Source organism: Mesorhizobium sp. M1004, assembly GCF_040318795.1.
Classification (GTDB): Bacteria; Pseudomonadota; Alphaproteobacteria; order Rhizobiales; family Rhizobiaceae; genus Mesorhizobium.
On the sequence record NZ_JAMYNB010000002.1, the window covers coordinates 1 to 13,500 of the forward strand.

Annotated in this window: 16 protein-coding genes and 1 tRNA gene; 9 read left to right on the forward strand and 8 right to left on the reverse strand. The window is 64.4% G+C overall.

Features of this window, described 5'->3' with window-relative positions:
* Positions 1–112: 112 nt before the first annotated feature.
* The 3 genes from NKH54_RS04255 to NKH54_RS04265 all read right to left on the reverse strand — a co-directional run bounded on the left by NKH54_RS04255 (position 113) and on the right by NKH54_RS04265 (position 2,652).
* Positions 113–189 (reverse strand) — tRNA-Arg (locus NKH54_RS04255).
* 162 nt (positions 190–351) lie between these two features.
* The gene (locus NKH54_RS04260; protein WP_023703727.1) at positions 352–1,254 is read right to left on the reverse strand and encodes a DUF1003 domain-containing protein; all 903 of its coding nucleotides are present in this window, start codon (positions 1,252–1,254) and stop codon (positions 352–354) included.
* A gap of 429 nt (positions 1,255–1,683) precedes the next feature.
* Positions 1,684–2,652 carry a D-alanyl-D-alanine carboxypeptidase family protein gene (locus NKH54_RS04265; protein ID WP_023689149.1) on the reverse strand — a complete coding sequence of 323 codons (969 nt, stop codon included), beginning with the start codon at positions 2,650–2,652 and terminating at the stop codon, positions 1,684–1,686.
* Positions 2,653–2,901: 249 nt separating this feature from the next.
* On the opposite strand from NKH54_RS04265, the gene NKH54_RS04270 reads away from it, so the two are divergent.
* The 4 genes from NKH54_RS04270 to NKH54_RS04285 all read left to right on the forward strand — a co-directional run bounded on the left by NKH54_RS04270 (position 2,902) and on the right by NKH54_RS04285 (position 7,387).
* Entirely contained in the window at positions 2,902–4,713 is a 1,812-nt protein-coding gene (locus NKH54_RS04270; protein ID WP_023829330.1) for a methyl-accepting chemotaxis protein, read from the forward strand.
* A 236-nt stretch (positions 4,714–4,949) separates the two neighbouring features.
* Positions 4,950–6,041, forward strand: a complete 1,092-nt coding sequence (locus tag NKH54_RS04275) for a hypothetical protein (RefSeq protein ID WP_023714518.1) — start codon at positions 4,950–4,952, stop codon at positions 6,039–6,041.
* 268 nt (positions 6,042–6,309) lie between these two features.
* A complete protein-coding gene (locus NKH54_RS04280; RefSeq protein ID WP_023671222.1) occupies positions 6,310–6,930 on the forward strand; it encodes a nucleoside triphosphate hydrolase in 621 nt (206 codons plus the stop codon).
* Between the two features lie 85 nt (positions 6,931–7,015).
* Positions 7,016–7,387: a hypothetical protein gene (locus tag NKH54_RS04285; RefSeq protein ID WP_023683605.1), complete on the forward strand. Its 372-nt coding sequence runs from the start codon at positions 7,016–7,018 to the stop codon at positions 7,385–7,387.
* A 25-nt stretch (positions 7,388–7,412) separates the two neighbouring features.
* Here the strand turns inward: NKH54_RS04285 and NKH54_RS04290 are convergent, their stop codons facing one another.
* The 3 genes from NKH54_RS04290 to NKH54_RS04300 form a co-directional block, all read right to left on the reverse strand.
* The gene (locus NKH54_RS04290; protein WP_023671224.1) at positions 7,413–8,117 is read right to left on the reverse strand and encodes a glutathione S-transferase family protein; all 705 of its coding nucleotides are present in this window, start codon (positions 8,115–8,117) and stop codon (positions 7,413–7,415) included.
* Positions 8,118–8,269: 152 nt separating this feature from the next.
* The gene (locus NKH54_RS04295; RefSeq protein ID WP_023671225.1) at positions 8,270–9,478 is read right to left on the reverse strand and encodes a beta-ketoacyl-[acyl-carrier-protein] synthase family protein; all 1,209 of its coding nucleotides are present in this window, start codon (positions 9,476–9,478) and stop codon (positions 8,270–8,272) included.
* A 5-nt stretch (positions 9,479–9,483) separates the two neighbouring features.
* The gene (locus tag NKH54_RS04300) at positions 9,484–9,738 is read right to left on the reverse strand and encodes an acyl carrier protein (RefSeq protein WP_023671226.1); all 255 of its coding nucleotides are present in this window, start codon (positions 9,736–9,738) and stop codon (positions 9,484–9,486) included.
* A 235-nt stretch (positions 9,739–9,973) separates the two neighbouring features.
* On the opposite strand from NKH54_RS04300, the gene NKH54_RS04305 reads away from it, so the two are divergent.
* The 5 genes from NKH54_RS04305 to NKH54_RS04325 are packed head-to-tail and all read left to right on the forward strand — an operon-like array spanning position 9,974 to position 12,331.
* Entirely contained in the window at positions 9,974–10,795 is an 822-nt protein-coding gene (locus NKH54_RS04305; RefSeq protein ID WP_084568503.1) for an urease accessory protein UreD, read from the forward strand.
* Between the two features lie 30 nt (positions 10,796–10,825).
* The gene (locus NKH54_RS04310) at positions 10,826–11,128 is read left to right on the forward strand and encodes an urease subunit gamma (RefSeq protein ID WP_023671228.1); all 303 of its coding nucleotides are present in this window, start codon (positions 10,826–10,828) and stop codon (positions 11,126–11,128) included.
* An 11-nt stretch (positions 11,129–11,139) separates the two neighbouring features.
* Positions 11,140–11,394, forward strand: a complete 255-nt coding sequence (locus NKH54_RS04315) for a DUF1272 domain-containing protein (protein WP_023671229.1) — start codon at positions 11,140–11,142, stop codon at positions 11,392–11,394.
* A gap of 29 nt (positions 11,395–11,423) precedes the next feature.
* Complete coding sequence (locus NKH54_RS04320) at positions 11,424–12,017, forward strand: HupE/UreJ family protein (RefSeq protein ID WP_352759940.1); 594 nt, start codon at positions 11,424–11,426, stop codon at positions 12,015–12,017.
* Positions 12,018–12,025: 8 nt separating this feature from the next.
* Entirely contained in the window at positions 12,026–12,331 is a 306-nt protein-coding gene (locus tag NKH54_RS04325) for an urease subunit beta (protein ID WP_023714521.1), read from the forward strand.
* A gap of 26 nt (positions 12,332–12,357) precedes the next feature.
* Here the strand turns inward: NKH54_RS04325 and NKH54_RS04330 are convergent, their stop codons facing one another.
* Together NKH54_RS04330 and NKH54_RS04335 are read right to left on the reverse strand one after the other, a co-directional pair.
* Entirely contained in the window at positions 12,358–12,861 is a 504-nt protein-coding gene (locus NKH54_RS04330; RefSeq protein ID WP_023700467.1) for a hypothetical protein, read from the reverse strand.
* A 129-nt stretch (positions 12,862–12,990) separates the two neighbouring features.
* Complete coding sequence (locus NKH54_RS04335; RefSeq protein ID WP_023700466.1) at positions 12,991–13,353, reverse strand: hypothetical protein; 363 nt, start codon at positions 13,351–13,353, stop codon at positions 12,991–12,993.
* Positions 13,354–13,500: the final 147 nt, after the last annotated feature.

The following is a 13,500-nucleotide window of genomic DNA, read 5'->3' on the forward strand; positions in this document are numbered from 1 at the left end:
ATGATGAGACATGCAGGCTCGAACCACTCCAAAACCCCTTCGGGCCAAAAGTGTTACCCATGTCTCCGATATAAACCGTAACCTATGTGTCCGGAATGGACCCTCGGTAAGCTGGCGCACCCGACAGGATTCGAACCTGTGACCTCTGCCTTCGGAGGGCAGCGCTCTATCCAGCTGAGCTACGGGTGCCTTCAGGGAACCTGAAAACGAACCAGCCGATAGGCCGGCCAGCCACGGCTTCTTAGCGGAAGCCGGCGCGGGCTTCAACGGGCAATTGGCGTGGCGATATTTTCGAAGCCACGTCGCGCGGCTCGGCAACTTCGCGTCCGCCTTGCAGCCTCAGCCCGGGACTCACCCCGCCACCTCCACCTTCGCCACCCGCCTGCGCACCCTGCGCGGCGCCCGCTTCGCCTTCTTCGCGCCGGTCAGTTCGTGCATCGCATCCAGCTGCATCTGCTGCATTTCGGCCAGCCGCGTCCATTGGCGCGAGATCAGATAGTCGAGCTTTTCGTGCAAATGGCGCACTTCCAGCTCGGCTTTCAGGTTCACCCGGTAGTCGTTGAACGAGCGCAGGCGGTCCTTGGCCTCCGTCCGTCTCTGGCTCATCATGATGATCGGCGCCTGGATGGCGGCGATACAGGAGAGCAGCAGGTTGAGCAGGATGAAGGGGTAGGGGTCGAAGGCGCTGCTCACGCCCGCGATCAAATTGATGCCGATCCACACCGCAAGCACGCTGCCGAACGAGATCAGGAACCACCAGCTGCCGCCGAAAGCCGCCATGTTGTCGGAGACGCGGTCGGCGAACGAGCGGTGCTCCTCGAACTCCTCTTCCGAGTTTTCCGAAATCGTGTCCTGCCTGGCGATCGATTCGACCACCTGGCGGTCGAGCTCGGAGAATTCGCCATGCTCCTGCTGCAGCAGCTCCTCCATGTAGCGCATGCGGTAACGGCCGAGCTCCTCCCGGCTGATGCGGGCGCCGCGCGGCAGGTCGGGATGATCGGAGCGGATGCGGTCGGCCAGGCTCGGCCTGAGGTCGTCGATGCGCACCAGGTCACGCTTGCGAAACTTTCTACCTGATATCGCCGACGGTTTTCGCTTCGGCTTCAGGCGGCCATGGGGTTCGGAGTCCGGCACATCGGGCGCTTCCAGCGCCTCGTCGGCAACCAGTTCGGCGTCGTGGGCGGGCGGCGCCTCGAAATACTCGCCGCCGCTGTCGTTTTCATTGTCGGCCTGTTCGGATGGTTTTGGGCTCATGATGCCGGCTCCTGCTGTCGCGCCCACGATACGCCAAGGCGAGGCGGCATAGCCACTGTGGCGGTGAAGATTGGGGGCTTGTGCATGCTTGTGATGAATGCCTGCTGCAATTGCCTGTGGCAGCGCAGCCCCCCGGGGCCTCGCTCGCCTGCTGCTCGGCAACCAGACCGCCGAAGTGCTGTTGCCGACGGAGGTCGCGCCTGCTGCAGAGTTAAGATGAGGCAGCGATCCTTCACGACCCCCCTCTGTCCTGCCGGACATCTCCCCCTCAAGGGGGGAGATCAGATGTCGCCATGGCTTCGCCAAACACGAAAAAGAGGCGAGACGCCGAAGCTGCTAATCTCCCCACTTGAGGGGGAGATGGCCGGCAGGCCAGAGGGGGGTGCTGTCCCGCCGGCGTTTCAGAGTTCCTCCACCCAACGACGGGTTCTATTGCGGCGGTAAACCAGGCAACTGCGACCCCTGCGCCGGCAAACCAGGCGGCGGCAGGCCGGGCGACGCGGCCGGCTGATCTCCCGCAAACATCAGCCGCGTCTTCGTATCGGCCATGGCGGGCGACAGACTGCGCTGGATCAGCGCTTCGACATGGTCGTTGCGCTGCCTAGCGCTGTCGGCGCCCATCACCACCACGATCAGATGCCGGCCGTCGGCATTGTAGGACGTGACGATATTGTAGCCGGATGCCCTGATATAGCCGGTCTTGATGCCGTCGACGCCGCGCACCCGGCCGAGCATGTCGTTGTGGCCGCGCACCAGCCGGCCGCGGAACATGAAGTCGCTTTCGGAGAAATAGTGGAACTGCTGCGGGAAGCGGGCGCGCAGCGCCATCCCCAGCGTCGCCATGTCGCGCGCCGATGTGTGCTGGCCATCGTCGGGCAGGCCGGAGGCATTGCGGAAGACGGTGCTGCTCATGCCGATCTGGCGCGCCTTGGACGTCATCATGGCGGCGAACTGGTCCTCCGAGCCGCCGAGATATTCGCCCACCGCCACCGCCACGTCATTGGCCGACTTGACCACGATCGCCCGGATCGCCGAATCGACATCGATGCTCTCGCCGCGCTTGAAGCGCAATTTGGTCGGCGGCTGCCGGGCGGCATTGTCGGAGACCGGAATCTGCGTTTCCTTCGAGACGCGGCCGGACTCCAGCGCCTCGAACAGCAGGTACAGCGTCATCATCTTGGTCAGCGACGCCGGATAGCGTTGCGCCCTCGAACTGACTTCGAACAGCGTCTTGCCACTGCCGGCATCGACGACGATGGCCGCATATTTCTCCTGCGGCGCCGGCACCGCCAGCACGCTGTCGGGCGGTGCGGTGGTGCTGCAGCCGGCCACGAAGACAAGCAGCAGGAGGGCTGCGAGAAATTTCTGGGCGGGGGAGGGGAAATGGAAATTTGGCAAGTCAAGTCCGGCGTTGCTGAGAGGGCCGGAACCTAGCCTAACCCATTTTGTTCGTCCATTTGGTTAACGGCGGAGCTGCCGATGACGCTGCCAATCTCCCCCGCAAGGGGGGAGATCAGATGTCGCTTCGGCTTCGCCAACCATCGGCGCTGAAACGGCAACCTCCCGAAATCGCCTGCTTCCTGTCCTGTTTTGCCTGCGGGGTCGCGGTGCTGCTATAGAGGCGGCAATTGCTTGGGGGATTTGACAATGACCGGTGACATCGGCGCGGCTGCGCCATCTCTTATCAGGGCTTCGCTCAGCCGCACCGGCAAATGGGCCGGCAGCGTCGCTTTCATCGGCGGCGCCGCATCCGACATCCTCAATCCGCTGGCGCCGTTCGCCGCCTATATCGCGCTGGTCGCTTCGGTTGCCGCCGCCGTCATCGCCATTGCCATCGTTCTGCGGCTGGTGCTGGCCGCCAAGGCGCTGCCGGCGCTGATCTTTGCCACCAGCGCTGCCGCCGTCGCCGGCGGCGTCTATGGCCTGCAGCAGCAGTCCAATTCGCAGAACGGTGTGATCGCCGGCCTGGTGCCGGCCATCGCCCAGTTGCAGCAGCAGATGGGCATCGTCTCGGCCAGGGTGGCCAGGATCGAGCAAACGGTAACCGAGACGAAGCTGGCGGTCGACCAGGTCAAGCAATCGACCGACGCGGTGGCGAAGAAGACCGAGGAAATTGCGTCGACCCAGCAGCAGCAGGCTGAGCAGGGCGCGCAGACGCAAAAGTCGGTAGAGGCGGTCAAGCAGACGACCGAAACGCTCGCTGCCGGCCAGCAGAAACAGGCCGAGCAGGCGGATAAGCTTCAGGCGACCACCGAGCAGATCGCCGCCTCGATCGACACCATCGCCAAGGGCTTTGCCGCATTGGCCGCGCAGGGCGGGACGATCGCCGAGCCGAAGCGGCCGGACGAATTCTATCACAATGCCCGCGTCTACGAGCTTTCCGGCGACATGCTGAATGCGCGGCGCTCCTATCTCGCTTTCGCCGGTTTCGACGTCGACGCCGTCGATCCCTACACACGCTTCGCCACCCTGCTGCGCGTGCAGGACGGCAAGGCCGGCGCCCGCGAAGTGTTCGGCGCCCTGGCCGACAAGGCCAAGGCGCTGTCGATCAAGCTGGTCCATATCCTGCAGTTCGACGATGCCCAGCGTCTCGACAAGCTCAACGCCTTCATCGCCGCCAATCCGGATTTCGCACCGGCCTATTACCTGCTCGCGCAGGAGTTTTCCGAGGATCGCCTCGGCGTCCAGTCGCTGTCCGACAAGCGCAGCGAGGCCGAGGCGCTGACCAGGTTCGTCTCCTATGAAAAGGAAGGCGGGCTGCTCAAATATTTCGTCGACCAGACGCAGCTCGCCGACTGGCTCGACCGCAGCCGTACCCGCCTGACGGCGCTTGGCGACGTGCTCGACCCAGCACGCTTTGCCCCGACGCTGACGCCGATGCGCTCCAATGCCGGCTGGACGATCTCCATCTCGCTGCCCGAGGCCGCGACCGGCATTTCCTGGCGCATGGGTGTGTCAGGTCCGTTCACCGACACCGGGCTGATGGCGATGAACGACCAGCGCACCGGCAAGCCGATGCCCAATCCGAGCTTCGAATTGCCCGACAGCACCACGGCCACCATCATCGGGGTCAAATATCTCGATCTCAGGGGCCGCGAGACCGGGCCGTTCGACATAAGTTTCGATCCGGACGCGGCGCTGCAACAGGGCAACAAACAGATCCTCGACCAGTTCTGGACGTCGTGGATCGCCTTCGACGCCAGCGGCAATCACGGCCTGGTCTATTTCTCCCAGATGCTGTCATTCCGCTGCGGCATCAGGGAGGTGCGCTACAGCTTGAACGGCACGGCGCTCGACAAGGAGATCAAGCTGCCGCCTTGCGACAAGAAGGACCCGTACGCCATTCCTTATGACTACCAGCCTTACTTCAAGGTCGCCGACAACGTGACGTCGATGGCGGTGCAGGTCACCTACACCGACGGCACCAAGTCGCCGGTGCGCGAGTATAAGCGGCAGTAGGCGTCCACCCTTCCCCTTGTGGGGAGGGTCGATCCGCGTAGCGGATCGGGGTGGGGGTCCTTGTAGGGCGCTACCCCCGCCCCGTCGAACAATCTCCGCTTCGCGTCGAGCGCTTGCCGACCCTCCCCACAAGGGGGAGGGTAAAAATCGCCCTGATGCAAAATGCCGGTCGCTGTGCTTGCGCATCCGTCACGGAGCGGGTTTGTTCGCTGCCATCAGAATCAGCAGGTGCGCGGATGGATACGGTCACGATCAAGGCAAAGGGCATTTCGGTCACGCTCGATCTCACTGTCGGCCATATCGCCGACATGACGGTCGACAGCGATGGCCGCCAGCTGAAGCCGCTGCACCGCGCGCCCTGGATCGATGCCGGCGAGACGCTGCCGCCGGATCTGCCTCAAGGCACGGTGCGGCTGTCTGGCGATTTCCTATGCGCACCGTTTTCGGCCAGCGACATCGAGGCCGCACCGCTGCATGGCTGGCCGGCCAACAGCCCCTGGGATGTCACCGTCAGCGAAGCGACATCCGACGGCTGGCGGGCCGTCTTCCGGTTGCGCCGCACGGTGATGGGCGCGACGGTCGACAAGATCTTCACGCTCCGCAACAGTCATCCCTTTCTCTATCAGGAGCATGTCTTTTCCGGCGGTTCCGGAGCGGTCTCCGCCGCCCACCATCCGATGGCGGCGATGCGCGATGGCGGCCGGCTGGCCTTTTCGCCGAAGCGCTTTGCCGGGACACTGGACGCACCGCTGGAGCCCGATCCGGCCCGCGGCCGCTTCAAGCTTTCCTATCCCGCCCGCTCGACCGATCTGACGCGCTTTCCAGCCACTGGCGGCGGCACGCTCGATCTCACCGACTACCGCATGGAGGATGAGCGCGAGGATTTCATCACCCTGGTCGAAGCCGATCATGACGGTCCGGGCTGGACGGCGCTGGCGCGCCGGGCCGAACAGGATCTGGTGCTGGTGCTGAAGAACCCGGCGGAGCTTCCGGTCACCATGCTGTGGTTCAGCAATGGCGGCCGCGACTACGCGCCGTGGAGCAGCCGCCATCGCGGCGTGCTCGGCATCGAGGACGGCCGCGCCGCCATCGGCCATGCCGCATCGATCGACGACAATTGGCTGAAGCGCGAAGGGGTCGCGACCGCTTTTACCCTCGGCGGCGAAGTCTCCTTCCGCCATGTCATCGGCACGCTGCCGCTGGCGAGCGGCGAGCCGCCGCGCGCTATCGGGACAGCCTCAGGTCACATGCATCTCACCGGAGCCGATGGTTCGACCCGCGATGTCGCATTCGACAGCGATTTCCTGCGGATCGGCCAGCCCGGCTGATTTTCGAACGCTGGCCCTGCCCCTCACCTGCCTGCCGGCATCCTCGACACACGGCACATGGAGCTTGTCCGCCGCACCGCCGCGCCAACCAATCTGCTTGGCGCTGCGGCGGACGCATAGGGGGAGAAGTGTTACCCATCTATCGGCTGCACACCGGCAGGCGACGAGGGGCAGCGCTGACGTGGCGGATGTCGTGAGATTGCCCAAATCGCGGTTTGAAATTTCCTCAAACTGCCGACAAGATGCAAAGCATAACTGGAAGCGCCCAATGTCCGAAATCGCCCATCTCGCCGCCACCATCTTCAAGCGCGCTGGCAAGGCGAAACGCTTCATCGTCGCCATTGCCGGCCCGCCCGGCGCCGGCAAGTCGACGCTCTCGGCCGGCCTGCATGATCTGTTGCCGGAGGGCGCGGCTGAAGTCGTGCCGATGGACGGCTTCCACTATGATGACATCGTGCTCGACCAGCGCGGCCTGCGGTCAAGAAAGGGCGCGCCGGAGACTTTCGACTTCGCCGGCTTCGAGACGCTGTTGAAGCGCATCCGTTCGGGCGAGCCAGACATCGCCATTCCGGTGTTCGACCGCAGCATGGAATTGTCGCGCGCCGCCGCCTCCATCGTTGCCGCCGAGACCAAGTTCATCCTGGTCGAAGGCAATTACCTCCTGCTGGACGAGGAGCCGTGGTCGCGGCTGGCGCCGCTGTTCGACTTCACCATCTTTGTCGATGTGCCGCGTGCCGAACTCGAGCGCCGCCTTCTGGTGCGCTGGCACGAGCATGGCCGCTCCGACGAAGACGCCCGCGCTTGGATCGCTTCCAACGACATGCCCAACATCGATCGCGTGCTCGGCCGTCGCAGGTCCGCCGACCTGGTTGTTGGCGATCCCGCATAGTTCGCTGGACTTCGGAACGGGAACCTTAAGACTTTCAGGTCGTTATCTCTCATCGGCAATCGTGCCGCCGTGAGGGAACCGTCAGATGGCAACCAAGGCAAAAACACCCGCCAAGAGCAAGACCGCTCAACCCAAAGCCAGGCAGGCAAAGGCCACGCAGGCGAAGGCAGGCGCCGGCCCGGCGATCGCCGAGCGGTCCAAGGACGCAAAGCCGGCTTTCGGCAAAGCGGCGCCAAAGAAGGTAGAACCGGTGGCGACGGCAAAGGTGACGGCGAAAACCGCCAAACCCAAGAAGCCGGCAAGCAGCGGCTCGGTGGCCGGCGGCGCGATGCGCACCGTCAAGGCGACCGCCAATGTCGCCGCTGGTGCGGTGGCGGCGACAGCCAGGGGCGCTGCGTCGCTCGCTGCGTCCGTCATCGGCAAGGGCGGCTCGAAAAGCAAGGCCAAGGCGAAATAGACCCGGCTGCTTCGGCTGGCCGAGGTCAATTCCTGGCGGGAATGGTCAGGCCGCGCTGCACCGCGGGCCGCGCCAGCCCGCGCTCCAGCCATGCCGCGACGGTGGGGAAGTCGTCGAAGCCGACGAGTTCGCGCGCCTCGTAGAAGCCGATCAGATTGCGCACCCAGCCCAGCATCGAAATGTCGGCGATGGTATAGTCGTCGTCCATGATCCAGGTTCGACCCTTCAGCCGCGTCTCCAGCACCCCGATCAGCCGCCGCGATTCATTGCGGTAGCGATCCAGCGGCCGCTTGTCGGCGATCTCGCGTCCGGCGAATTTGTTGAAAAACCCGACCTGTCCGAAAATCGGCCCGATCGCCGCCATCTGGAAGAACACCCATTGGATGGTCTCGTAGCGCCGCGCCGGATCGGCAGGGATCAGCTTGCCGGTCTTGTCGGTGAGGTAGAGCAGGATGGCGCCGGATTCGAACAGGCCGAATGGCCTGCCGCCCGGCCCGTCGGGGTCGATGATCGCGGGTATCTTGCCGTTCGGGTTCAGCGACAGGAATTCCGGCGTCCAGCTCTGGTCCTTGCCGATATCCACCAGATGCGCCTCGTAGGGGAGGCCGAGTTCTTCCAGCGCGATCGAGACTTTCACCCCATTCGGCGTCGTCGCGGAATAGAGCTGCAGGCGGTCGGGGTGGCTGGCCGGCCAGCGCTTGGTGATCGGAAAGGCGGACAGGTCGGTCATCGAAAGCTCCGGTCGGGAATTTGGCGCGGTATCGCGCCGTCTGGCGAGTTGCGAAGGATTATCCTCGGCTTCTTTGCCGATCAACCGGTCGAAGGTGCACACACCGTCTTCGCAGTCATTCAGGGCCAGTCGCTCAGGCCAGTCGCTTGCCGTCAGACCGCCTTGAACGCCACCACGGCATTGGTGCCGCCGAAGGCAAAACCGTTGCTGATCGCCGCGCGCACCTTGCGCTCGCGCGCCACATTCGGCGTGATGTCGAGATCGCAGTCGGGGTCGGCCTGCCGGAAATTGGCCGTCGGCGGCACGATGCCTTCGCGGATCGCCATCACGCAGGCGATCATTTCCAGGCCGCCCGAGGCGCCGAGGCAATGGGCATGCATCGACTTGGTCGACGACACCGACAGCTTATAGGCATGGTCGCCGAAGACGCGCTTGATTGCCGCCGTCTCGATCTGGTCGTTGGCCTTGGTGCCGGTGCCGTGGGCGTTGAGATAGTCGACGTCCTCGGGATTGAGCCCGGCGTCCGCCAGGCAGGCGCGCATCGCCGCCGTCGGTCCCTCGACAGTCGGCGCGACGATATCGGAAGCGTCGGCGGAAAGGCCGGCTCCAGCAAATTCGGCCAGAATGGTCGCGCCGCGCGCCATGGCGTGTTCATACGTTTCCAGCACCGCCATTCCAGCACCTTCGCCGAGCGACAGGCCTTGGCGATCGGCCGAGAACGGCCGGCAGGTATCGGGCGCCAGCACCCGCAGGGCCTCCCAGCCCTTCAGGATGCCCCAAAGCAGCGGCGCGTCGGTGCCGCCGGCGACCATGACATCGGCGCGGCCGAGCCGGATCTGGTCGACCGCCGAGGCAAAGGCGTGATTGGACGAGGAGCAGGCCGAAGTGACGCCGAACACCGGCCCGCGCAGGCCGAGATTCATGCTGACATGGCCGGATGCCGCACTCGGCATCACTTTCGGCACGGTGAAGATGCCGGCCCGGTTCTTGCCGTCGACCAGGATGGCGCGATAGTTCTCCTCGATCGCCTCCCAGCCGCAGACGCCGACGCCGACAACCGCGCCCATCCGGTAGGTGGTTGCTTCAGTCGATGTCAGGCCGGCATGCTGCATGGCTTCGCGCGCGGCAATCGTCGCCAAAAGGCTGAAGCGGTCCATCGACACGGTCTGCTTGTGGCTGATGCCATGGTCGGGCAGCGTCTTGATTTCGCAGCCGACCTTGACCTTCAAATCATGCAAACCGGGATTGCTGATTTGACCGATGGCCGATCGGCCGGCCCGCATTTCGTTCCAGATTGCAGGCGCATTGGCGCCGAGCCCGCATATGCCGCCGATGCCGGTAATGACGACGCGCTTTTGCATTCAGCTCAGGCTTTTTTCGCAATCAGCGCGCGAACAGCCTCAACCATATCGCCGACATTCTTGAGATTGCTCCAGGCATCGACCGTGTTCATCTCGATCTCGATGCCGTACTGCTCCTCGAGATCGAAGATGATCTCGGTCAGTTCCAGGGAATGGATGCCAAGCGCGGTCAATTCCGTATTGGTGGTGATCTCTTCGCCACCGGGCTCCGCATGTGCCCTGATCTTGGCGATGATTTCCGTTGCCAGCTCGTCAGCCATTCGATTCCTTCCCCAATTTTATAACGTCGCGGTGCCGATTGGTTGGCGCCCCTGTTGCCTGGACTGAAATCGCCGTCGCCTTCAAAAACCCGCCAGGCGCAGCATGACCGTTCCAAAGAGGCTCCCTCTATAGAAACGGAAACGCTGTCAAGCAACAAGCTATATCAACAAGCACCATATCGACAAAGCGCCGGGAGTGCTTAACGTTAGCGCCGTGGATACGTTGCAGCATGTCTTGATCTCAGCTCTTCCGGCCCAGCGCGCGGCCGGGGCGGCCCGGCTTGCGTGCGGCGTCAGGGATGGACGCACCCGGCTTTTGCGCCTCTATCAGGACGGCTCGGCCAAAATCCGCATGCCGGCCGTTGCGGCCGATCCGCTCGAAGCCGTGCTCATCAACACCGCCGGCGGTCTGACCGGCGGCGATCGGCTCGGCTGGGAAATCGATGTCGGGCCAGGTGCCTCCGCCTCGATAACCACCCAGGCCTGCGAAAAGATCTATCGTGCCGCTAGCGACCGCGCCGAAGTTCGGGTGAAGCTCAGCGTCGGCGCGGGCGGGCGTATCGCCTGGCTGCCCCAGGAAACCATCGTCTTCGACCGCTCGGCCTTTGCCCGCACGCTCGAGGTCGAGCTTGCCGCAGGCGCCGAGGCATTACTGCTTGAAGCCACCATATTCGGCCGCCTCGCCATGGGCGAAGAGGCCGCGCACGGCCATTTCCACGACCGTTGGCGTGTCCGCCAGGATGGTGCGCTCGTTCATGCCGAGGATTCCCGCATCGGGCCGGCTATCGCGGCGGCACTTGGCCGCCCGGCGGTCGCCGGCGGCGCCATTGCCGCTGCGACGCTGCTGATGGTTTCGCCGCAGGCCGAAGGCTTGCTCGATGCGGCCCGCGACATCATCGGCGCCGACGGCGATGCCAGCGCCTGGAGCGTCAAAAAATCTGGCAAGCTTCTTGCGAGGCTGTTTGCCGAGGACGGCTACCAGCTGCGCAAGCGGCTGGTTCCGCTCGTCGAACTGCTCAACGGGCGGGCGGGTCTGCCCAAATTATGGTCACTCTGAGCCAAATCCAGGCCAAATCCAGGAAAGCGCATGAACCTGACGCCGCGTGAAAAGGACAAGCTGCTCATCGCCATGGCGGCGATCGTGGCGCGCAAGCGGCTGGAACGCGGCGTCAAGCTCAATCACCCCGAAGCGATCGCGCTGATCACCGATTTCGTCGTCGAGGGCGCCCGCGACGGCCGCCCGGTCGCCGAACTGATGGAGGCCGGCGCCCATGTCATCACCCGCGCGCAGGTGATGGAAGGCATCGCCGAGATGATCCACGACGTGCAGGTCGAGGCGACCTTTCCCGACGGCACCAAGTTGGTGACCGTTCACGAACCGATCAGGTGAGGAGAAAAACGATGCTGGAGCTGCGACCGAATTGCGAATGCTGCGACAAGGACCTGCCGCCGGAAGCGGCGGACGCGCTGATCTGCACCTTTGAATGCACCTTCTGCGCTGACTGCGCTGAACATGTGCTGGGCGGCGTCTGCCCGAACTGCGGCGGCAATTTTTCCGCACGCCCGATCCGCCCAGTGGAGAAACTGGTGAAATATCCGGCCTCGACCCAACGCGTGCTCAAGGCCGAGGGCTGCGGCCCGCGCAAGGCTGCGTGATTGTTTTCGTGACTTCGAAGGGAAGACCGATGATCTCTGCTTCAACCAAACGCACCACGCTTGCAGCGATCCTGCTGCTGGCGGCGGCGATGCCCGCCTATGCCCATGTCGGCATCGGCACCACCTCGTCCTTCGCGGCGGGCTTCGCGCATCCGCTGTCCGGCCTCGAGCATATGACCGTCATGGTCGCCGTCGGCCTGTGGGCGGCGCTCAAGGGCGGCAAGGCGATCTGGGCCTGGCCGCTGGCCTTTGTCGGCGTCATGCTGGTCGGCGGCGCGCTCGGCATGCTCCACGTGCCGGTGCCTTTCGTCGAACCGGGCATCCTTGCCTCCGTCGTCGCGCTTGGCTTGCTGGTGGCGTTGGCGGTCGATCTGCCGGTCTCGGCCGGAGTCGCCATCATCGGCCTGTTCGCGCTGTTCCATGGCCATGCCCACGGCACCGAAGTGCCGGAAAATGCAGGTGGGCTTGACTATATGGCCGGCTTTGCCGTTGCCACCGCACTTCTCCATGCCATGGGCATCGCTGCCGGCCTTGGCCTCGGCATGCGCTTTCGCGGGCTTGCCCGCGCCGCTGGCGCCGCTTGTGCTGCAGTCGGCGGCGGCCTGGTCTTCGGCGTTTTGTGAGGCTAACGATGATTCCCGGCGAAATCATCACCGCAAGCGGCGACATCGAGCTCAACAAGGGGCTGCCGACGGTGACGCTGAAGGTCGCCAACAGCGGCGACCGGCCGATCCAGGTCGGCAGCCACTACCATTTCTTCGAGACCAATGAGGGGTTGAAATTCGACCGCGACAAAGCGCGCGGCATGCGTCTGGACATTGCCGCCGGCACCGCGATGCGCTTCGAACCGGGACAAGAGCGGGACGTCACGCTGGTGCCGCTCGGCGGAAAACGCGAGGTCTACGGCTTTCAGCAGAAAATCATGGGCAGGCTGTGAGATCGACGGGGTCGAGCGCCCGGACGTCAGTTCGACGGCCTGGCCGCCGCGTAGATGACGATTCTTGCCGAGCCGTCGAATTCCACGGCAAGGACGTCTTCCGCAAGCACGCGCCGCGAATCGATGGCGTTGAACAGCAAGGCGTTGGCGTCGATCTCCTTCCGCAGTTCCGCAATGTCGTCCTGATGCTGTTCGACCTTGCTCTCGACGGCCGGCGGCGGGCCGCCTTCGCTGCGTGCCGCGTCGGTGAGGAAGACGATATCGACGGTATCGAGCTTGGATGTCTTGCGCACGGCACCGATGTTGTCACGCGTCCGCTCGATCGCGGTGATGATCTTTTTGGTCTGCGTCTCCGTCCGCGCCTCTTCCTGCCGGACATCGGAGCCCACAATCCGGTTGACAGTGTCAGCCCGGTTGACTGTGTCAGCGCTTTCAAGACCTTGCGCGGCTTGCGGGCCGAAAGCCGCGAGAAACGCGCAAGCGGCAATGGCGTGGAGCCATCTGGCGTCGGCAAGGGGAATGGTAGGCATCGCTCGCTCCTGGCAGACTTTTCTGCGCAACGCCGTTCGGCGCCAAAGGGACGAAACGGCTCCCGTCCGGCGAAGGTTCCCTCCGGGATAGGGCCAGCGGGCCGGATGCCGGCCCGCCATGCCCTGTCGTCAGCTTGCCTTCTTGGTGACGATGGTCAGCGCGCCATCGGTGGTCATGCTGGCGGCGACCACCTGTGCCGAGGTGAGTCCCTTGGCTTCGAGCGCCGACTTGATCTGCGGCGTCGCGTCGATCGAAGAGCGCAGTTTCTGCAGCCCGGCATCGCCACGCTGGGCGATCACCTGATTGACCTGCGTCTGGGTGGCCTTGGGCAATTCGCTGATATCGACGATGTTGACCTTCTGGATTGCCGGCGCCGCCGGCTGAGCGCTGGGCGCCGCCGGCTTCGGTTGCGGCGTGGGCTGCTGCTGGGCGCCGGCTACGGTTGCGGAGGCCAGCGTGGCGGCGGCTGCAAGAACGATGATCTTGCGCATGTATTTTCCTTTCATCGATTTGGCCAAGGGTTTGGCAAACAGGCGGTTTGGGTGGCAGGGCCACCTCAACGGCCAAATGGGATCAGAAGGTGTCGCCGAGCGGGTCATTGCATGACCATTGGATGGCGACGATGTGGAGTTCGGCTG

What these genes read in the sequence shown, in the direction of transcription:
- NKH54_RS04335 (WP_023700466.1), bottom strand. Translation starts at nt 13,353, where the DNA reads ATGCGCAAGATCATCGTTCTTGCAGCCGCCGCCACGCTGGCCTCCGCA.
- NKH54_RS04320 (WP_352759940.1), top strand. Translation starts at nt 11,424, where the DNA reads ATGATCTCTGCTTCAACCAAACGCACCACGCTTGCAGCGATCCTGCTG.
- NKH54_RS04275 (WP_023714518.1), top strand. Translation starts at nt 4,950, where the DNA reads ATGGATACGGTCACGATCAAGGCAAAGGGCATTTCGGTCACGCTCGAT.
- NKH54_RS04280 (WP_023671222.1), top strand. Translation starts at nt 6,310, where the DNA reads ATGTCCGAAATCGCCCATCTCGCCGCCACCATCTTCAAGCGCGCTGGC.
- NKH54_RS04290 (WP_023671224.1), bottom strand. Translation starts at nt 8,117, where the DNA reads ATGACCGACCTGTCCGCCTTTCCGATCACCAAGCGCTGGCCGGCCAGC.
- NKH54_RS04310 (WP_023671228.1), top strand. Translation starts at nt 10,826, where the DNA reads ATGAACCTGACGCCGCGTGAAAAGGACAAGCTGCTCATCGCCATGGCG.
- NKH54_RS04295 (WP_023671225.1), bottom strand. Translation starts at nt 9,478, where the DNA reads ATGCAAAAGCGCGTCGTCATTACCGGCATCGGCGGCATATGCGGGCTC.
- NKH54_RS04325 (WP_023714521.1), top strand. Translation starts at nt 12,026, where the DNA reads ATGATTCCCGGCGAAATCATCACCGCAAGCGGCGACATCGAGCTCAAC.
- NKH54_RS04300 (WP_023671226.1), bottom strand. Translation starts at nt 9,738, where the DNA reads ATGGCTGACGAGCTGGCAACGGAAATCATCGCCAAGATCAGGGCACAT.
- NKH54_RS04270 (WP_023829330.1), top strand. Translation starts at nt 2,902, where the DNA reads ATGACCGGTGACATCGGCGCGGCTGCGCCATCTCTTATCAGGGCTTCG.
- NKH54_RS04315 (WP_023671229.1), top strand. Translation starts at nt 11,140, where the DNA reads ATGCTGGAGCTGCGACCGAATTGCGAATGCTGCGACAAGGACCTGCCG.
- NKH54_RS04330 (WP_023700467.1), bottom strand. Translation starts at nt 12,861, where the DNA reads ATGCCTACCATTCCCCTTGCCGACGCCAGATGGCTCCACGCCATTGCC.
- NKH54_RS04285 (WP_023683605.1), top strand. Translation starts at nt 7,016, where the DNA reads ATGGCAACCAAGGCAAAAACACCCGCCAAGAGCAAGACCGCTCAACCC.
- NKH54_RS04260 (WP_023703727.1), bottom strand. Translation starts at nt 1,254, where the DNA reads ATGAGCCCAAAACCATCCGAACAGGCCGACAATGAAAACGACAGCGGC.